The following is an 18,182-nucleotide window of genomic DNA, read 5'->3' as shown; positions in this document are numbered from 1 at the left end:
CGTTAAAAAGTCGCACTATATATTCACGCCCCGTCAAGAATAAACATTGACGGTCAGTGGAAATAATCTTACCTACAATAACGAGGTTCCCATGAGCACCAATAATATTATCAATGCACAAGCAGCAGATGACGCCGCTATCATGCCGGATATGACCAATAAAAAAATCATGATGGGTTTTTGGCACAACTGGGCCGCCGGTGCCAGCGACGGCTATCAGCAAGGCCAATTTGCCAATATGAATCTGACCGACATTCCGGCCGAATATAACGTGGTCGCGGTGGCCTTTATGAAAGGCGAAGGCATCCCAACCTTCAAGCCTTACAACCTGTCTGATGCCGAGTTCCGCCGTCAGGTTGGCGTGCTCAATAGCCAGGGCCGCGCAGTGCTGATTTCACTGGGTGGTGCAGACGCGCATATCGAATTGAAAACCGGCGACGAAGACAAGCTGGCCAACGAGATTATCCGCCTGGTGGAAACTTATGGCTTCGATGGGTTGGATATCGATCTGGAACAGGCCGCTATTGGCGCAGCCAATAATAAAACCGTGTTGCCGGTTGCACTGAAAAAAGTAAAATCGCACTATGCGGCCGAAGGTAAAAACTTTATTGTCAGCATGGCACCAGAATTCCCTTATTTACGCACCAACGGTACTTACCTGGATTATATTACCGCGCTCGAAGGCTATTACGATTTTATCGCGCCGCAATATTATAATCAGGGTGGTGACGGCATCTGGGTTGATGAAGCCAACGGCGGTAAAGGCGCCTGGATCACCCAGAATAACGACGCCATGAAAGAAGACTTCCTGTATTACCTGACCGAAAGCCTGGTTACCGGCACCCGTGGCTATAGCAAAATCCCGGCGTCCAAATTCGTTATCGGTCTGCCAACCAACAATGACGCTGCCGCCACCGGTTATGTGGTCGACAAGATGGCGGTCTATAACGCCTTCGCACGTCTTGACGCCAAAGGTTTGTCGATCAAGGGCCTGATGACCTGGTCGGTAAACTGGGACAATGGCCGGAGCAAAGCCGGCGTGGCATATAACTGGGAGTTCAAAACACGTTACGCAGCCCTGATCCAGGGAGGGGTCATTCCGCAACCGGGAAAGCCTGACGCGCCAACGGCATTGAACGCCACGGCGATCGCTGCAACGTCTTTGACGTTGAACTGGACGGCTTCCAGCAGCGTCAATCCGGTTAGCCAATATACGGTTTACCGTAACGGTAGCGCTATCGGCCAGACCGGCGGCCTGTCGCTGCAAGAAAGCGGCCTGACTCCGGCAACGCAATACAGCTACTTCGTTACCGCCACCGATAACCAGGGCAGTACCTCACTGCCGAGCAGTGCGCTGGCGGTGAAAACCGCAGACGGCGGCACACCGCCCGATCCTACCCCAGGCGAGTGGCAGAACAACCACAGCTATAAGGCCGGCGATGTAGTGACCTATAAAGGCAAGAAGTACACCTGTCTTCAGGCCCACACCTCTAACGCAGGCTGGACGCCGGATGCGGCCTTCACCCTGTGGCAGTTGACCGCCTGATAAGCGGCAATGAGTTGCCGGAAAAACTGTCCGGCAACTCATCTATTCAGTAAAAAATTGCACATTCGTTAATTTAAACCTCCATTAACTGAACATTCGCTAATATTAACCCTATCCCAAACAACTATTTTTCGGCGTAGCGCTAAAACGCTTGCATCCCCTGCCGCTTTTGACGCATTTTCATAAACACAACGCAGCAAAACCGCGCCATCGCTGATGAGCCAACCATGCTGCCTATAACAACCAAAACAACATCACAGTCTAAAAAAGTCGTTAGGAGAGTCGGTATATGTGTTCTATTTTCGGTGTGCTCGATCTGAAGTCCGATCCCGTTGAACTGCGTAAGAAAGCGCTGGAGCTGTCCCGTCTGATGCGCCATCGCGGCCCGGACTGGTCCGGCGTTTACGCCAGCGATAAAGCCATTCTGGTGCATGAGCGCCTGTCGATTGTCGACGTCAATAATGGCGCCCAACCGCTGTACAACGCTGCGCACACCCACGTTCTGGCGGTAAACGGTGAAATTTATAACCACCAGGCGCTGCGCCAGCAACTTAGCGATCGCTATGAGTTCCAGACCGGTTCCGACTGTGAGGTGATCCTGGCGCTGTATCAGGAAAAAGGCACCGACTTCCTCGACGACCTGCAAGGGATGTTCGCCTTTGCCCTGTACGACTCCGAGAAAGACGCCTACCTGATTGGCCGCGACCATTTGGGCATTATCCCGCTGTACATGGGGCATGATGAATTCGGCAACCTGTACGTGGCTTCTGAAATGAAAGCGCTGGTACCGGTTTGCCGTACCATCAAAGAATTCCCGGCGGGCAGCTACCTGTGGAGCCAGGACGGTGAGATCCGCGAATATTACCAGCGTGACTGGTTCGATTACGACGCGGTTAAAGACAACGTCACCGACGCCAACGCCCTGCGCAACGCACTGGAAGACTCGGTGAAAAGCCACCTGATGTCCGACGTGCCGTATGGCGTGCTGCTGTCTGGCGGTCTGGACTCTTCGGTGATCTCCGCCATTACCAAAAAGTACGCCGCGCGCCGTGTGGAAGATCAAGAGCGCAGCGAAGCCTGGTGGCCACAACTGCACTCCTTCGCCGTCGGCCTGGAAGGTTCACCGGATCTGCGCGCTGCGCAGGAAGTGGCTAACCACCTGGGCACCGTACACCACGAAATTCATTTCACCGTGCAGGAAGGTCTGGACGCCATTCGCGACGTGATTTATCACATCGAAACCTATGACGTCACCACCATTCGCGCCTCGACCCCGATGTACCTGATGTCACGCAAGATCAAGGCGATGGGCATCAAGATGGTGCTGTCTGGTGAAGGTGCGGACGAAGTGTTCGGCGGTTACCTGTACTTCCATAAGGCACCGGATGCCCGTGAGTTCCACGACGAAACCGTGCGTAAACTGCTGGCGTTGCATATGTTTGACTGTGCGCGCGCCAACAAGGCGATGTCCGCCTGGGGTGTGGAAGCCCGCGTGCCGTTCCTGGATAAAAAATTCCTCGACGTGGCGATGCGCATCAACCCGAAAGACAAAATGTGCGGCAATGGCAAAATGGAAAAACATATCCTGCGTGAATGTTTTGAGTCCTATCTGCCGGCCAGCGTGGCCTGGCGCCAGAAAGAGCAGTTCTCCGACGGCGTTGGCTACAGCTGGATCGACACCTTGAAAGAAGTCGCTGCCAAGCAGATCAGCGATCAACAGCTCGAAACCGCACGTTTCCGCTTCCCGTACAACACGCCGAGCTCCAAGGAAGGCTACCTGTATCGCGAAATCTTCGAAGAGCTGTTCCCACTGCCAAGCGCGGCCGAGTGCGTGCCTGGCGGCCCGTCAGTGGCCTGCTCCTCAGCGAAAGCCATCGAATGGGATGAGTCGTTCAAAAAGATGGACGATCCTTCTGGTCGTGCAGTCGGCGTTCACCAGTCCGCCTATAAATAATCGCCGGACGTTTTATTCCCTGGGCGGACCTTCGGGTCCGCCTTTTTGTTGATGTTTTCAACCATTAATTGTCTGAATTGATGATTTTATCGCCATACTGTTCACAACCCAGACAAACAACACATCCGGTCGCTTTTTCGGGAAAAAACTTGTTGACGCAAAACGGCCATATACGCATAATGCGCCCCGCAACGCCGATGAAGGTTGCGCGAAAAAAGATGGCTACGTAGCTCAGCTGGTTAGAGCACATCACTCATAATGATGGGGTCACAGGTTCAAATCCCGTCGTAGCCACCATCTTTTTTTTGCGGGAGTGGCGAAATTGGTAGACGCACTAGATTTAGGTTCTAGCGCCGCAAGGTGTGCGAGTTCAAGTCTCGCCTCCCGCACCATTTCTTATCATCGGGTTGCAGGCATCAGATGGGGTATCGCCAAGCGGTAAGGCACTGGTTTTTGATACCAGCATTCCCTGGTTCGAATCCAGGTACCCCAGCCATTTTTTAAATGGTTGGATGCAGTAAGAAGAAGTTGAAAATTTGTTGATGGGGTATCGCCAAGCGGTAAGGCACTGGTTTTTGATACCAGCATTCCCTGGTTCGAATCCAGGTACCCCAGCCATCAACATCATTGACTTTTAAAGTAAAATATCAAAAATGGCTACGTAGCTCAGCTGGTTAGAGCACATCACTCATAATGATGGGGTCACAGGTTCAAATCCCGTCGTAGCCACCATATTTTACTGTTTTACAATTGGGGTGTCGCCAAGCGGTAAGGCTCTGGTTTCTGATACCAGCATACCCAGGTTCGAATCCTGGCACCCCAGCCACATTTAGAAAAGCCCGCTTCGGCGGGCTTTTTGCTGTCTGTCATTCGGCAAATGACCGGGCCCAGCAAGCTGAACCCGTTCAGGTTATAAACCCAGCGCGTACTTCAACGCATTTTCCTTTAGCTTGCCCGCCCGTTGTGCCGCCATCAACGCAAGATTGCGTGCCACGCTTAACGGTGCCAGATTATTGCTAAAGGCGGTGTAAAACAGGTCCATGCCACTTTGCATCAGCAGATTATCGGTACGGCGACGACGCTGATAGCGCATCAGCACCGCTTCGCTGCTCCAGTCCTCACCCTGTTCCCGCGCTTCACTCAAAACCGCCAGCAAGGCGTCCACATCGCGATATCCCAGGTTCACGCCCTGCCCGGCTAACGGATTAATGGTGTGCGCCGCGTCACCGAGCAACGCCAGCCCCGGTAACACATAGCGCTGTGCGTGGCGACGCGCCAGCGGGAAAGATCCGGCGGCATGCACTTTCACCGTTCCCAAACGTGCAGGAAACGCCTCAGCGATTTCGCGCTCAAGCTGCGCCGGCGGCATCGCCTGCAACTGACGAATACGCTGCGGGCTGTCGTACCACACCAGCGAGGCCCATTGATCATACAGCGGCAGGAAAGCGCGTGGGCCCGAAGGGAAAAATTGCTGCCAGGTTACATCCTGCTGCGGCGCATCGGTCTCAACGGTGATCAGCATGCAGGACTGACGGTACTGCCAGCCACTGGTGCCGATAGCCGCCAAATTGCGCACCTGCGAGTTGGCCCCGTCAGCCCCGACCACCAGACGCGCCTGAAGCGTCTCAGAAGAGTCCAGTGTCACTTGCCAATGGTCATCGCCCCGCTGCAGCGAACGCAGCCTGGCGGGGCAATAGAGCGTCAGATTGTCGCACTGCTCGAGTTGCTGCCACAGCGCCAGTTGCAAAATGCGGTTTTCCACCATAAAGCCCAGCTCCGGCAGGCCGAGTGAAGCGGCGTCAAACGCCACCCGTGCCGACGCCCACTCCCAGGTTTCCAAACGGCGGTACGGTGCGGTGCGCATCGCTTGCACCGCCGGCCAGGCACCGAGCTGTTTGAGCAACCCTACCGAGGTGCAGCCAATCGCGGAAATACGCAAGTCCGGCGGGCTTTGCGCATCAAACGCTTGCGGCGCCTGATGTTCCAGCAATGCCACCGACCAACCGGCCTGCGCCAGCCCCAGCGCGGCGGCCGCGCCAACCATGCCACCGCCTACCACCACCGCGTCATACCGTTTTTGAGAAGTGTTCATATTGTTGGCTATTTTTTCTTGGTTAATTATCGCCATCCCCACCGGCATGGCGTTTGGCATCAGTGTAACGGATTTTTAATTTGGCTTCAGGTCGCATGCCGTTTTCCCCGCGCTGGTCACAACGGCGTCAAATGTTTACAATAGCGCCCTGCATGTCGCGTATCGCAACTTTCGCTCCGCACTGAGTAATGGCAAGTCAATGACCAAAAAACTACATATCAAAACCTGGGGCTGCCAGATGAATGAATATGATTCATCAAAAATGGCGGACTTACTGGGAAGCACGCACGGTTATCAATGGACCGACAACGCTGAAGAAGCGGACGTGCTGCTGCTCAATACCTGCTCGATCCGCGAGAAAGCGCAGGAAAAAGTTTTCGCCATGTTGGGCCGCTGGAGGCTGCTGAAAGAAAAGAACCCGGCGCTGATTATCGGCGTGGGGGGCTGCGTGGCCTCGCAGGAAGGTGAACACATCCGTAGCCGTGCGCCCTGTGTCGACGTGGTGTTTGGGCCGCAAACCCTGCACCGCCTGCCGGAAATGCTCAATCACGTGCAGGGCACCCGCAGCCCAATCGTCGATATCAGCTTCCCGGAGATCGAAAAGTTCGACCGCTTGCCGGAACCCCGTGCAGAAGGCCCGACCGCCTTTGTCTCCATCATGGAAGGCTGCAACAAATACTGTACCTTCTGCGTGGTGCCTTATACCCGCGGAGAAGAAGTCAGCCGCCCAAGCGACGACGTGCTGTTTGAAGTCGCCCAACTGGCGGCGCAAGGCGTGCGTGAAGTCAACCTGCTCGGCCAGAACGTCAATGCCTACCGCGGGGCAACCTACGACGGCGGCATCTGCTCCTTTGCCGAACTGTTGCGCCTGGTGGCGGCCATTGACGGCATCGACCGCATCCGCTACACCACCAGCCATCCGATTGAATTCACCGACGATATTATTGCGGTATACGAAGACACGCCGGAGTTGGTCAGTTTCCTGCATCTGCCGGTACAGAGCGGTTCAGACCGCATACTGACCATGATGAAGCGCGCGCACACCGCACTGGAATACAAAGCGATCATTCGCAAACTGCGCAAGGCGCGGCCGGACATTCAGCTCAGCTCTGATTTTATTATCGGCTTCCCAGGGGAAACCCAGGCCGACTTCGAACAGACCATGAACCTGATTGCCGAGATCAACTTCGACACCAGCTTCAGCTTTATCTACTCGTCACGCCCAGGTACCCCGGCGGCCGATATGGTGGACGACGTCAGCGAAGACGAAAAGAAACAGCGCCTGTATATCCTGCAGGATCGCATCAACCAGCAGGTGCTGCAGTTCAGCCGCCGGATGCTCGGTACCGTTCAGCGCATTCTGGTGGAAGGCACCTCACGTAAAAGCGTGATGGAGCTGGCGGGGCGTACCGCCTGCAACCGCATGGTAAACTTTGAAGGCACGCCGGATATGATTGGCCAGTTCGTGGATGTGGAAATCACCGAAGTCCTGACCAACTCACTACGTGGTGCAGTAGTGCGTACCGAACAGCAGATGGATCTGCGCGTACATGAATCCCCGCAGTCGGTGATCGCCCGTACCCGCAAAGAGAATGCGCTGGGTGTCGGCATTTACCAGCCCTGACGCTGTTTTAGCCTGGCGCTAACCGTGGCGGCCGCGCTTGCCGCCGCCACGATAACGATGATCCTTATTATTTCTCTGTCGGGCCATGCGCCCGGCAATTTTCTTTTTTTTATTTTTTTGATTGAAGAGGCGACATAGCATGCAACTCCCACACTGCCCGAAGTGCAATTCCGAATACACTTATCAGGACAACAATCTGTTTATCTGTCCTGAGTGCGCCCATGAGTGGAGCGACAGCGCCCCGGCGGAAGACAGCGATGCGCTGATTGTCAAAGATGCCAACGGCAACCTGCTGGCCGACGGCGATGCCGTGACCGTGGTAAAAGATCTGAAGGTCAAAGGCAGCTCTTCGATGCTGAAAATTGGCACCAAGGTGAAAAACATTCGCCTGGTGGAAGGCGACCACAACATCGACTGCAAAATTGATGGCTTTGGCCAAATGAAACTGAAGTCCGAGTTCGTGAAAAAGAACTGATCCCAGCTTCCATTCTCAAGTCATTACGCGGCTGTTTTGGCCGCGTTTTTCCTCCCCCTGCCCTTGAAATTCAGCGCCGACGCACAGATAGATCATGGGTAAACTTGCGCCCATGCGTCGCACCATGAATAATTCAGGGTAGAGAACCTCAGGGTTTGCCCTGAATGCGCGTACCGAAAATCAACCAGGCCCGATATGAGCCTTGAGGAATAGTTTGAACGTCGCAACACAAGAAATTTTGTTAGAGCCGGCAGACAATCAGCGATTGCTCAGCCTGTGCGGCCCGTTTGATGACAATATCAAACAACTCGAACGCCGGTTGGGCATTGAAATCAACCGCCGCGATAACCGTTTCAAGCTGGTTGGCAAAAACCTGTGCGTGGTTGCCGCCGCCGATATCCTGCGCCACCTGTATGTGGACACCTCGCCCATCCGCGGCGTGATCCCGGATATTGACCCGGAACAGATCCATCTGGCGATCAAAGAAAGCCGGGTGTTGGAACAGGTTGCCGACAGCGTGCCGGATTACGGCAAAGCGGTCACCATCAAAACCAAACGCGGCATGGTTAAACCACGCACGCCGAACCAAGCGCAGTACATCGCCAATATTCTCGACCATGATATTACCTTCGGTATTGGCCCGGCCGGTACCGGCAAAACCTATCTGGCGGTTGCCGCTGCGGTAGACGCGCTGGAACGTCAGGAAATTCGTCGCATCATGCTGACCCGCCCTGCGGTCGAGGCCGGTGAGAAACTGGGCTTCCTGCCGGGAGATCTGAGCCAAAAGGTCGATCCTTACCTGCGCCCGCTGTACGACGCCCTGTTTGAAATGCTGGGCTTTGAGCGCGTGGAGAAACTGATTGAACGTAACGTGATTGAAGTGGCACCCCTGGCCTATATGCGCGGTCGTACTCTGAACGATGCATTTATCATTCTTGATGAGAGCCAGAACACCACCATCGAACAGATGAAAATGTTCCTGACGCGCATCGGCTTCAATTCAAAGGCAGTGATTACCGGTGACGTGACGCAGATAGACCTGCCGCGCAACCAAAAATCCGGCCTGCGCCATGCTGTGGAAGTGCTGTCGGATGTCGAAGAGCTGAGCTTCAACTTCTTCCATAGTGAAGACGTGGTACGTCATCCGGTGGTGGCCCGCGTGGTCATCGCCTATGAAGCCTGGGAAGCCGCCGAACAAAAGCGCAAAGACGCCATTGCCGAACAACGTAAACGCGAGGCGACCCTCGCCTCCGAGCAGGAGACACCATGAGTCAGGTGATTTTGGATCTGCAGCTGGCCTGTGCAGATAACAGTGGCCTGCCGGACGAAGCCACCTTCCAGCGCTGGCTGGAAGGCGTGCTGCCGCAGTTTCAGGAAGAAGCGGAGGTCACCATTCGCCTGGTGGATGAAGCCGAAAGCAATGAACTGAACCTGACCTATCGTGGCATGGACAAACCGACCAACGTGTTGTCATTTCCGTTCGAAGCTCCCCCGGGTATCGAGCTGCCGCTGCTTGGCGATCTGATCATCTGCCGTCAGGTGGTTGAACGGGAAGCCGCTGAGCAAGACAAGGCGCTGGAGGCCCACTGGGCGCATATGGTTGTCCATGGCAGCCTTCATCTGCTAGGGTATGACCACATCGAAGACGATGAAGCCGAAGAAATGGAGTCTTTGGAAACCGAAATCATGCACGGACTGGGTTACCCGGACCCGTACCTGGCGGAAAAAGACCCCCTCTGACGTCAGCTGATTTCCCCGCAGCCCCTGTATGGGGCTGTCGCTGACTCCCCTAACTCTGACATGAGTGATATTAACTAAAACGCCATGAGCGACGACCATTCACAAAGCAATGACAGCCCCAGTCCCAAGAAGGGGTTCTTTACTCTTATCCTTAACCAGCTGTTCCACGGCGAACCTAAAAACCGTGGCGATCTGGTAGAGCTGATCCGTGATTCCGAGCAAAACGACCTGATCGATCCCGATACCCGAGACATGCTGGAAGGCGTGATGGATATCGCCGAGCAGCGCGTGCGCGACATCATGATCCCGCGCTCCCAGATGGTGACGCTCAAGCGTAACCAAACGCTGGAAGAGTGCCTGGACGTGATTATTGAATCCGCCCACTCGCGCTTCCCGGTGATCAGCGAAGATAAAGATCACATCGAAGGCATTCTGATGGCCAAGGATCTGCTGCCGTTTATGCGCGCAGAGTCCGAGGAATTCAGCATCGACAAGGTGCTGCGCACCGCAGTGGTGGTGCCGGAAAGCAAGCGGGTCGACCGGATGCTGAAGGAGTTCCGCTCCCAGCGTTATCACATGGCGATTGTCATTGACGAATTCGGCGGCGTGTCCGGCCTGGTCACCATCGAAGACATTCTGGAACTGATTGTCGGCGAAATTGAAGACGAGTATGACGACGAGGACGACCTGGATATCCGCCAGCTCAGCCGTCATATGTATACCGTGCGCGCACTGGCGCCGATTGAAGACTTCAACGAAGCCTTTGGCACCCACTTCAGCGACGACGAGGTCGACACCATCGGTGGCCTGGTCATGCAAGCCTTCGGCCACCTGCCTGCACGTGGGGAAACCATTGAAATCGAAGGTTACCTATTTAAAGTTGCGATGGCCGACAGTCGACGTATCATCCAGGTTCATGTAAAAATTCCGGACGATTCTCCGCAACCGAAACTGGAAGAATAAATCGAACATGGCTAAAGCCTCTTACCTTGATCGCCAGTGGGTTCGCGCCCTGCTGGCGCTGTTGACTGGTGCCAGTGGCACGCTGGCGTTTTCCCCTTACGATATCTGGCCGGCGGCCATTGTCTCCCTGGTTGGCCTGCTGGCCGTGACCCTGAACCGCACCACCAAACAGTCCGCCCTGCTCGGCTTCTGCTGGGGCTTTGGCCTGTTTGGTAGCGGGATCAACTGGGTTTACGTCAGTATCGCCGACTTCGGTGGCATGCCGTTCTCCGTCAATATCTTCCTGGTGGCGCTGCTCGCCGCCTATCTGTCTCTGTATACCGGGCTGTTCGCCGGCTTGCTGGCACGCCTTTGGCCAACCACCAGTTGGTATCGCCTGGCCATTGCTGCGCCGGTGCTGTGGCAGGTCACCGAGTTTTTACGCGGCTGGGTGCTGACCGGCTTCCCCTGGCTGCAATTTGGCTACAGCCAACTCAACGGCCCGTTGAAAGGCGTGGCGCCACTGCTGGGGGTAGATACCATTACCTTTATGCTGATGGCGATTGCCGGGTTGCTGGTGTATGCCGTCAATCAACGTCGCATCACGCCGGCGGTGGTGGCGGTTGCACTGCTGCTGTTGCCGTGGCCGCTGCGCCAGTTGCACTGGTATACCCCTCAGCCGGACAAGGCGGTCAACGTCGCTATGGTGCAGGGCAATATCGCTCAGTCGATGAAGTGGGACCCGAAAGCGCTGGTCAGTACGCTGCAAACCTATCTGGATGAAACCCGTCCTTATATGGGCAAAGCGCCGATCATCATTTGGCCGGAGTCCGCCATCCCGGATTACGAAGCCAGCCAGAACGGCTTCCTGACCATGATGGACGACCTGATGCGCGCCAAAAACAGTAGCCTGATCACCGGCATTGTTGACGTTCGTGCCACCCCACAGGGCCAGCAAATCTACAACAGCGCCATCGTGTTGGGTGAACCGACGCCATACGTTTATCCGGCCAAAGACCGCTACAACAAGCACCATCTGGTGCCGTTCGGCGAGTTTGTTCCGTTGGAAACCCTGCTGCGTCCACTGGCCCCCTTCTTCGACCTGCCGATGTCCTCTTTCAGCCGCGGCGATTACGTCCAGCCCCAGCTCAGCGTGAAGGGCTATAACCTGACAGCGGCGATTTGTTATGAAATTGTCCTCGGCCAGCAGGTGCGCGATAACTTCCGCCCGGACACCAACTTCCTGCTGACCATCTCCAACGATGCCTGGTTCGGTCATTCCATCGGCCCGTGGCAGCACTTCCAGATGGCGCGCATGCGTGCACTTGAGTTGGGCAGACCTCTGTTGCGCAGCACCAACAACGGCGTGACAGCCGCAGTGGATGCTAACGGTGAAGTGATTGCAGAGATCCCGCAGTTCACTCGCAAGGTGCTGGAGGTGAAAATGACCCCCACCACCGGCATTACGCCTTATGCCCGCTTTGGCGCCACGCCATTGTGGATAATCACCTTGCTGCTCGGCGGCCTGGCGCTGTTCCTCGGCATGCGTCGTAAATAATCCCCCGGGGCGTGGCCATCGGCGCGCCCCGTTGTTTTTCCCTCCCTGTCAAAAATCATTGCCAAATCAACGCTTCTGGCACACTCCTTGCTTTACTTACTCCGTGATTTAGAGCCGATTTACTTTTGCTGCCGTTTCGTCGTATTTGCGCACAACTCGAGAGCATCACTGGCACCATCAAGGTGCATTGGGGTTTTGTTGCATTAATTTGGTGCGCGTGGCGTCTCAAAAAAAGAAACATTTTAGTTTCAATCTGTTCACAATCGGCTATTTTCTAACGGTTATCTGTTCTAAGACTATCTTTATACTTGAGCAATAAATCTCCATTTAGAATCTGATGCTCTTTGAATTTGAGCCACCACAACAGCAAAGGAGTTGGACCATGCAAATGCGTAAATTGGCGTTATCGTTACTGCTGATCGGTACGGCGGCTAACGTAGCCCATGCGGAAGAACTGACCGGTACGCTGAAGAAAATCAAAGACAACGGCGTGATCGTTGTCGGCCACCGCGAATCGTCAGTGCCGTTCTCCTACTACGACAACCAGCAGAAAGTGGTGGGCTACTCCCAGGACTACTCCAACCAAATCGTTGAAGCAGTTAAGAAAAAACTGAACGCCCCGGATCTGCAGGTCAAAATGCTGCCGATCACCTCACAGAACCGTATTCCGCTGCTGCAAAACGGTACCTTTGACTTCGAGTGCGGCTCGACCACCAATAACCTTGAGCGCCAGAAACAGGCCGCCTTCTCCGACACCATCTTCGTGGTCGGTACCCGCCTGCTGGTGAAAAAAGGCTCTGACGTTAAAGATTTCAAAGATTTGGCTGGCAAACCGGTCGTAGTCACCTCCGGCACCACTTCGGAAGTGCTGCTCAATAAACTCAATGACAGCGGCAAGATGAACATGCGCATCATCAGCGCCAAAGACCACGGTGATTCATTCCGCACCCTGGAAAGTGGCCGAGCAGTCGCCTTTATGATGGATGACGCCCTGCTGGCCGGTGAACGCGCGAAAGCCAAGAAGCCGGACCAATGGGAAATCCTCGGCACACCGCAGTCGAAAGAGGCCTACGGCTGTATGCTGCGTAAAGAGGATCCTGAGTTCAAAAAACTGGTCGATGACACCATCGCTCAGGCCCAGACTTCAGGCGAAGCGGCAAAATGGTTTGATAAGTGGTTCAAACAGCCAATCCCACCGAAGAACCTCAACATGAACTTCGAACTGTCAGACGACATGAAGCAACTGTTCAAAGAGCCTAACGACAAAGCACTGAACTAATAAAACAAAGTCCAGGGTAACCTGGTCTTGTTGATGGCTGGGACAGACAGGAATGCGGGAGGCCGTTCCCCTCCCGCATTTTCCCCTTAACGCACCACCGATGCCGCACAGACAGGTCAGCCCGACTGGCCGCGGTACTTTCGGCGTGAATAGTCATCAATCTTTAGGCGCTCTGCGCCCGCTTAACGGAGTTTGTTATGTCAATAGATTGGAACTGGGGTATCTTCCTGCAGCAGGCCCCGTTTGGGAATACCACTTACCTCGGCTGGATTTGGTCCGGCTTTCAGGTCACGGTAGCCCTCTCCGTCTGTGCATGGATTATCGCTTTCTTTGTCGGTTCGCTATTCGGTATTTTGCGTACCGTACCCAACCGCTTTCTTTCCACCCTCGGTACCTGTTACGTCGAACTGTTCCGTAACGTGCCGCTGATCGTGCAATTCTTTACCTGGTATCTGGTGATCCCGGAACTGCTGCCGGCCAATATCGGCATGTGGTTCAAAACCGAACTCGATCCTAACGTGCAGTTCTTCGTTTCCTCGATGCTGTGCCTGGGGCTGTTTACCGCCGCCCGCGTATGTGAACAGGTCCGCGCGGCCATTCAGTCACTGCCACGCGGTCAAAGAGCCGCCGGACTGGCCATGGGCCTGACGCTGCCGCAAACCTATCGCTACGTGCTGTTGCCGAACGCCTATCGGGTGATTGTGCCGCCGATGACCTCGGAAATGCTTAACCTGGTGAAAAACTCCGCCATCGCTTCCACCATCGGGCTGGTCGACATGGCTGCGCAGGCCGGCAAACTGCTGGATTACTCCGCGCATGCCTATGAATCCTTTACCGCGATTACGTTGGCCTACATCGCCATCAACGCCGTGATCATGCTGTTTATGCGACTGGTAGAGCGAAAAGTGCAGTTGCCCGGCAATCTGGGGAGTAAATAATGTACGAATTTGACTGGGCATCAATTGTCCCAAGCTTCCCTTACCTGCTGCAAGGTCTGTTGATCACGCTGAAGATCACCGTGACCGCTATCGTCTTCGGTATCCTCTGGGGCACCATTCTGGCCGTCATGCGTCTGTCGCCATTCAAGCCCATCAGCTGGTTTGCCGCGCTGTACGTCAACCTGTTCCGTTCAGTGCCGCTGGTGATGGTGCTGCTGTGGTTCTATCTGGTGGTTCCAAGCTTATTACAACAAGTTCTGGGGCTGTCGCCGAAAACCGATATTCGCCTGATCTCGGCTATGGTAGCCTTTTCCCTGTTTGAAGCGGCCTATTACTCGGAAATCATCCGCGCCGGTATTATCAGCATCTCGCGCGGCCAGTCTTCCGCCGCGCTGGCGCTGGGCATGAGCCACTGGCAGTCAATGAAACTGGTTATTTTGCCGCAGGCGTTCCGCGCCATGGTGCCACTGCTGCTGACTCAGGGCATCGTACTGTTCCAGGATACTTCTCTGGTCTACGTACTGAGCCTGGCTGACTTCTTCCGTACCGCCTCAACCATCGGCGAGCGCGACGGCACCCAGGTTGAAATGATCCTGTTCGCCGGCTTTGTCTACTTTGTTATCAGTCTCGCCGCCTCGGCGCTGGTAAGCTATTTGAAGAAAAGGACTGTTTGATGATATCCCTGAAAAATGTTTCTAAGTGGTACGGTCACTTTCAGGTTCTGACCGATTGCACCACCGAAGTCAAAAAAGGTGAGGTGGTGGTAGTCTGCGGTCCTTCAGGCTCGGGAAAATCTACCCTGATCAAAACCGTCAACGGCCTGGAGCCGATCCAGCAGGGCGATATCCTGGTGAACGGGACCCCGGTCAACAACAAGAAAACCAACCTGGCTCAGCTGCGTTCCAAGGTCGGCATGGTGTTCCAACACTTTGAGCTGTTCCCGCACCTGTCGATCATCGACAACCTGACGCTGGCACAGGTAAAAGTGCTCAAGCGCGATAAAGCCGCCTCACGCGAGAAAGGCCTGAAGTTACTGGAGCGCGTCGGCCTGACCGCTCATGCCAACAAGTTCCCCGGCCAGCTTTCCGGTGGCCAGCAGCAGCGTGTGGCTATCGCCCGTGCGCTATGCATGGATCCTATCGCCATGCTGTTCGATGAACCCACCTCGGCGCTCGATCCGGAAATGATCAACGAAGTGCTCGACGTGATGGTCGAACTGGCAAACGAAGGCATGACCATGATGGTGGTGACCCACGAAATGGGCTTTGCCCGCAAGGTCGCCAACCGGGTGATCTTTATGGATGAAGGCAAAATTGTCGAAGACCGCAATAAAGACGACTTCTTCAACAACCCCGAGTCTGAGCGTGCCAAAGACTTCCTGGCAAAAATCCTGCACTGATTTATCTGATGCGCTCCTTTCGGGGCGCATCTCCCCTCTCCCGGCACTAAAAGCGCTTGTTTCTCCCTGGTTTTGATCCGATGCTCGGAACACAACCAGGGAGATCCACATGCCTCGCCCTATCATTATCGATTGCGATCCCGGCCTCGACGACGCCATTGCCCTTGCTATGGCACTGAGTTCACCGGAACTTGAAGTGAAAGCCATTACGACCTCTGCCGGTAACCAGACGCCGGAGAAAACCCTGCATAACGCGCTCGGGCTGCTGACGCTGATGAAACGCGAAGACATTCCTGTCGCCGCCGGTGCCGCGGCCCCGCTAATGCGTGAGCTGGTGATTGCCGACTATGTGCATGGCAAAACCGGCATGGGCAATACCCATCTGCCAACGCCCACCATCAAGCCGGTCAAACAAAGCGCCGTCGAACTGATCGCCAGCCTGCTGCGCAGCAGCCCGCAACCCATCACTCTGGTGGTTACCGGTCCGATGACCAATATCGCCCTGCTGCTGGCTCAACACCCTGAGCTGAAAGGCAACATCGAGCGTATCGTCTTTATGGGCGGCGGCATGAACGCCGGCAACACCACCCCGGTGGCGGAGTTTAATATTTTCGTCGACCCGGAAGCCGCCGAGATGGTGCTCAAATCCGGCGTGCCGCTGACCATGGCAGGTCTGAACGTCACCCATCAGGCGCTGGTGCTGCCGCAGGATATCGAACGAATCCGCCAGATTGACAACCCGGTCGCGCAGGCGGTAGCAGAAATGCTCGACTTCTACCTGCCGCTGTATCTCAGCCACCCGCGCGGGTTGCCCGGTGCCGCGATGCACGACCCCTGCACCATCGCCTGGCTGTTGGCACCACGGCTGTTTGGCAGTATCGAACGCTGGGTCGGTGTAGAGACCAAAGGAGAGTACACCCAGGGGATGACGGTGGTGGATATCTTCGGACAAAACGGCAAAGCGGCCAACGTGGAAGTGCTGACCGATATCGATCGTGAAGGGTTTATCAATCTGCTGGCCGAACGCGTCGCGCGTTACTGACCCGCTGGGACACCAACATAGTCAGCATTCAGTTTTTTTGATTTAACTCAGCGAATTTTTACGCTATCACTGGCCCAGGCTTGCCTCTAAGATGCTTTAAACGCACAGCAAACGCTGACAACCTTAGAGCAAGCCTGGAGATATCCGCATGAGTCGTATACTGGTCCTGAAATCAAGTATCCTGGGCGATTACTCCCAGTCTGGAAAATTAGTCGATTTTTTTGTTCAACAGTGGCGTGAAGCACACCCAAGCGACAACTTTACCTTCCGCGATCTGGCCAACCCAACCCTGCCGGAGCTGGATGGTGAAGTGATTGGCGGCTTTAGCGCCGGTGATAAGCCCTTAACGCCACATCAGCAAAAAACGCTGGCGCTTTCCGATGAGCTGATTGCCGAGCTGAAATCGCACGACACCATTATCATCAGCGCCCCAATGTACAACTTCAATATTCCGACCCAGTTGAAAATCTATTTCGACCTGGTCGCGCGTGCCGGCCAAACCTTCCGTTATACCTCCGAGGGTTCCGAAGGCCTGGTCACCGGTAAAAAAGCGATTGTGATCTCCAGCCGCGGCGGTATCCATGCCGAGACACCAACCGACCTGATCACGCCTTACCTGAAGCTGTTCCTGGGGTTCATCGGTATTACTGACGTGGAGTTCGTGTTGGCGGAAGGTTTTGCTTACGGGCCAGAAGCGGCAGAAAAAGCAACGCAGGACAGTCGCATAGCGGTTGCGCAGAAAGTGCCTGCGACGGTATACGCCGCCCTCGCAAACCAGCCTGAACTGGCCACAGCGCCGGCCGGCGGCGGTTTCCTCAGTAACCTGATGAAAAAACTGTTCGGTTAATCACGATCTCCCTGCCCCGGCCCTTTCCGCACAGGAAAAGGCCAGGGTGCGGGAAAACTCAAGGTTCGAAAGGCCGACGCTGAAACTGGTCATGGCCACATTTCGGGCATAGCGGCAACACTTCCGGCGTGTAAAACGCCAAATGATGATGACACTGCTCGCACACCAGATTCCCCAGGCCGACCACCTCACCGCTGTGGTAAACGCCATGGTGGCTGACGTCCTTGAAAACCTCGCGCCATTCCAACTGGGTTTTGTCGGTAATGTCCGCCAGTTCCTGCCACAGGCTCTCTTTAATCACTCGCATAAAAACGCTGTCGGTAAATTCTTCCCGGCTTTCCTGGTAACTGCGTGCAAACTCTTCCAGATCGCGCCGTACCGCCAGGGTCACCTGCTCCACTTCATCGCGCGTCAGCTCACCGGCTTCGTTCAGCCGTTTTTCAGCGCTCGCCACCAGTGAATCAATATCACGCTCGCCATTTTTCAGGCGTTCGGTCAGAGATGCCACCAATTCGCGGTAGTACTGAGCAACCTTGTTCATAATCTCTCCTCGATGAACTTACGTGACGGGGCTTACCTCTTAACGTATCCCTTATCATTTTAGCCGTAAATTGCTGATGTCACTTGGCAAGGCACGGGATCCTCAAGATGTGAGTCATATCATGGCGGGGATTTTTTAAATACGCCGAGTCGGGCGCTTGGTGTTGTTGCCGAGAGGTCTTATCAGCTATGCTATGCGGATCTAT

General features: G+C 55.1%; 16 protein-coding genes and 6 tRNA genes. 20 read left to right on the top strand and 2 right to left on the bottom strand.

All coding sequences use genetic code 11. From position 1 onward, the window contains the following. Positions 1–91 precede the first annotated feature (91 nt). The 8 genes from SERS4_RS0106785 to SERS4_RS0106745 all read left to right on the top strand — a co-directional run bounded on the left by SERS4_RS0106785 (position 92) and on the right by SERS4_RS0106745 (position 4,326). A complete protein-coding gene (locus SERS4_RS0106785; protein ID WP_017891924.1) occupies positions 92–1,546 on the top strand; it encodes a carbohydrate-binding protein in 1,455 nt (484 codons plus the stop codon). Positions 1,547–1,835: 289 nt separating this feature from the next. Further along, on the top strand, positions 1,836–3,500 hold the full coding sequence (gene asnB, locus SERS4_RS0106780) for an asparagine synthase B (protein ID WP_012005659.1): 1,665 nt from the start codon (positions 1,836–1,838) through the stop codon (positions 3,498–3,500). Between the two features lie 220 nt (positions 3,501–3,720). Beyond that, positions 3,721–3,797 (top strand) — tRNA-Met (locus SERS4_RS0106770). 10 nt (positions 3,798–3,807) lie between these two features. Further along, positions 3,808–3,892: transfer RNA gene (locus SERS4_RS0106765), tRNA-Leu, on the top strand. Between the two features lie 29 nt (positions 3,893–3,921). Next, a tRNA-Gln gene (locus tag SERS4_RS0106760) sits at positions 3,922–3,996 on the top strand. 47 nt (positions 3,997–4,043) lie between these two features. After that, positions 4,044–4,118, top strand: a tRNA-Gln gene (locus SERS4_RS0106755). 37 nt (positions 4,119–4,155) lie between these two features. Beyond that, a tRNA-Met gene (locus tag SERS4_RS0106750) sits at positions 4,156–4,232 on the top strand. A gap of 19 nt (positions 4,233–4,251) precedes the next feature. Next, positions 4,252–4,326, top strand: a tRNA-Gln gene (locus SERS4_RS0106745). Positions 4,327–4,410: 84 nt separating this feature from the next. Here SERS4_RS0106745 and ubiF read toward each other — a convergent pair. Further along, complete coding sequence (gene ubiF, locus SERS4_RS0106740) at positions 4,411–5,592, bottom strand: 3-demethoxyubiquinol 3-hydroxylase (RefSeq protein WP_026142248.1); 1,182 nt, start codon at positions 5,590–5,592, stop codon at positions 4,411–4,413. Positions 5,593–5,791: 199 nt separating this feature from the next. Here ubiF and miaB point away from each other — a divergent pair, with 199 nt between their 5' ends. From miaB to SERS4_RS0106675, 12 genes are all read left to right on the top strand, one after another. Continuing rightward, entirely contained in the window at positions 5,792–7,216 is a 1,425-nt protein-coding gene (gene miaB, locus SERS4_RS0106735) for a tRNA (N6-isopentenyl adenosine(37)-C2)-methylthiotransferase MiaB (protein ID WP_017891922.1), read from the top strand. Positions 7,217–7,355: 139 nt separating this feature from the next. Then, positions 7,356–7,691 (top strand): zinc ribbon domain-containing protein YjdM, encoded by a 336-nt coding sequence (locus SERS4_RS0106725; protein ID WP_017891920.1) that lies wholly within the window; start codon positions 7,356–7,358, stop codon positions 7,689–7,691. Between the two features lie 214 nt (positions 7,692–7,905). Beyond that, the gene (locus SERS4_RS0106720; RefSeq protein ID WP_012005655.1) at positions 7,906–8,961 is read left to right on the top strand and encodes a PhoH family protein; all 1,056 of its coding nucleotides are present in this window, start codon (positions 7,906–7,908) and stop codon (positions 8,959–8,961) included. Next, positions 8,958–9,431, top strand: coding sequence for an rRNA maturation RNase YbeY (gene ybeY, locus SERS4_RS0106715; protein ID WP_012005654.1), 474 nt, complete (start codon positions 8,958–8,960; stop codon positions 9,429–9,431). Before SERS4_RS0106720 ends, ybeY begins: the two co-directional genes overlap by 4 nt. 84 nt (positions 9,432–9,515) lie before the next feature. Continuing rightward, complete coding sequence (corC, locus tag SERS4_RS0106710; RefSeq protein ID WP_012005653.1) at positions 9,516–10,394, top strand: CNNM family magnesium/cobalt transport protein CorC; 879 nt, start codon at positions 9,516–9,518, stop codon at positions 10,392–10,394. Between the two features lie 7 nt (positions 10,395–10,401). Beyond that, positions 10,402–11,931, top strand: a complete 1,530-nt coding sequence (gene lnt / locus SERS4_RS0106705; RefSeq protein WP_017891919.1) for an apolipoprotein N-acyltransferase — start codon at positions 10,402–10,404, stop codon at positions 11,929–11,931. A gap of 382 nt (positions 11,932–12,313) precedes the next feature. Further along, on the top strand, positions 12,314–13,210 hold the full coding sequence (locus SERS4_RS0106700) for an amino acid ABC transporter substrate-binding protein (protein WP_017891918.1): 897 nt from the start codon (positions 12,314–12,316) through the stop codon (positions 13,208–13,210). Between the two features lie 197 nt (positions 13,211–13,407). Further along, on the top strand, positions 13,408–14,148 hold the full coding sequence (locus SERS4_RS0106695; RefSeq protein ID WP_017891917.1) for an amino acid ABC transporter permease: 741 nt from the start codon (positions 13,408–13,410) through the stop codon (positions 14,146–14,148). After that, complete coding sequence (gene gltK, locus SERS4_RS0106690) at positions 14,148–14,822, top strand: glutamate/aspartate ABC transporter permease GltK (RefSeq protein ID WP_012005649.1); 675 nt, start codon at positions 14,148–14,150, stop codon at positions 14,820–14,822. Before SERS4_RS0106695 ends, gltK begins: the two co-directional genes overlap by 1 nt. Continuing rightward, complete coding sequence (locus SERS4_RS0106685; RefSeq protein ID WP_012005648.1) at positions 14,822–15,547, top strand: amino acid ABC transporter ATP-binding protein; 726 nt, start codon at positions 14,822–14,824, stop codon at positions 15,545–15,547. Before gltK ends, SERS4_RS0106685 begins: the two co-directional genes overlap by 1 nt. A 109-nt stretch (positions 15,548–15,656) precedes the next feature. Then, positions 15,657–16,589 (top strand): pyrimidine-specific ribonucleoside hydrolase RihA, encoded by a 933-nt coding sequence (gene rihA, locus SERS4_RS0106680; RefSeq protein WP_017891916.1) that lies wholly within the window; start codon positions 15,657–15,659, stop codon positions 16,587–16,589. 148 nt (positions 16,590–16,737) lie between these two features. Beyond that, on the top strand, positions 16,738–17,436 hold the full coding sequence (locus tag SERS4_RS0106675; protein WP_017891915.1) for an FMN-dependent NADH-azoreductase: 699 nt from the start codon (positions 16,738–16,740) through the stop codon (positions 17,434–17,436). A gap of 58 nt (positions 17,437–17,494) precedes the next feature. Here SERS4_RS0106675 and SERS4_RS0106670 read toward each other — a convergent pair whose 3' ends face one another. After that, on the bottom strand, positions 17,495–17,977 hold the full coding sequence (locus tag SERS4_RS0106670; RefSeq protein WP_017891914.1) for a zinc ribbon-containing protein: 483 nt from the start codon (positions 17,975–17,977) through the stop codon (positions 17,495–17,497). Between the last annotated feature and the right edge of the window lie 205 nt (positions 17,978–18,182).

The sequence above is a fragment of the Serratia sp. S4 genome, from assembly GCF_000347995.1.
GTDB lineage: Bacteria > Pseudomonadota > Gammaproteobacteria > Enterobacterales > Enterobacteriaceae > Serratia > Serratia quinivorans.
Note: the sequence above shows the minus strand (reverse complement) of the source record. Positions and strands in the feature narration are given on the sequence as shown.

Bases quoted from the DNA above. Each gene is read 5' to 3' on its own strand.
- SERS4_RS0106785 (WP_017891924.1), top strand. From the start codon at position 92: ATGAGCACCAATAATATTATCAATGCACAAGCAGCAGATGACGCCGCT.
- asnB (WP_012005659.1), top strand. From the start codon at position 1,836: ATGTGTTCTATTTTCGGTGTGCTCGATCTGAAGTCCGATCCCGTTGAA.
- ubiF (WP_026142248.1), bottom strand. From the start codon at position 5,592: ATGAACACTTCTCAAAAACGGTATGACGCGGTGGTGGTAGGCGGTGGC.
- miaB (WP_017891922.1), top strand. From the start codon at position 5,792: ATGACCAAAAAACTACATATCAAAACCTGGGGCTGCCAGATGAATGAA.
- SERS4_RS0106725 (WP_017891920.1), top strand. From the start codon at position 7,356: ATGCAACTCCCACACTGCCCGAAGTGCAATTCCGAATACACTTATCAG.
- ybeY (WP_012005654.1), top strand. From the start codon at position 8,958: ATGAGTCAGGTGATTTTGGATCTGCAGCTGGCCTGTGCAGATAACAGT.
- corC (WP_012005653.1), top strand. From the start codon at position 9,516: ATGAGCGACGACCATTCACAAAGCAATGACAGCCCCAGTCCCAAGAAG.
- lnt (WP_017891919.1), top strand. From the start codon at position 10,402: ATGGCTAAAGCCTCTTACCTTGATCGCCAGTGGGTTCGCGCCCTGCTG.
- SERS4_RS0106700 (WP_017891918.1), top strand. From the start codon at position 12,314: ATGCAAATGCGTAAATTGGCGTTATCGTTACTGCTGATCGGTACGGCG.
- SERS4_RS0106695 (WP_017891917.1), top strand. From the start codon at position 13,408: ATGTCAATAGATTGGAACTGGGGTATCTTCCTGCAGCAGGCCCCGTTT.
- gltK (WP_012005649.1), top strand. From the start codon at position 14,148: ATGTACGAATTTGACTGGGCATCAATTGTCCCAAGCTTCCCTTACCTG.
- SERS4_RS0106685 (WP_012005648.1), top strand. From the start codon at position 14,822: ATGATATCCCTGAAAAATGTTTCTAAGTGGTACGGTCACTTTCAGGTT.
- rihA (WP_017891916.1), top strand. From the start codon at position 15,657: ATGCCTCGCCCTATCATTATCGATTGCGATCCCGGCCTCGACGACGCC.
- SERS4_RS0106675 (WP_017891915.1), top strand. From the start codon at position 16,738: ATGAGTCGTATACTGGTCCTGAAATCAAGTATCCTGGGCGATTACTCC.
- SERS4_RS0106670 (WP_017891914.1), bottom strand. From the start codon at position 17,977: ATGAACAAGGTTGCTCAGTACTACCGCGAATTGGTGGCATCTCTGACC.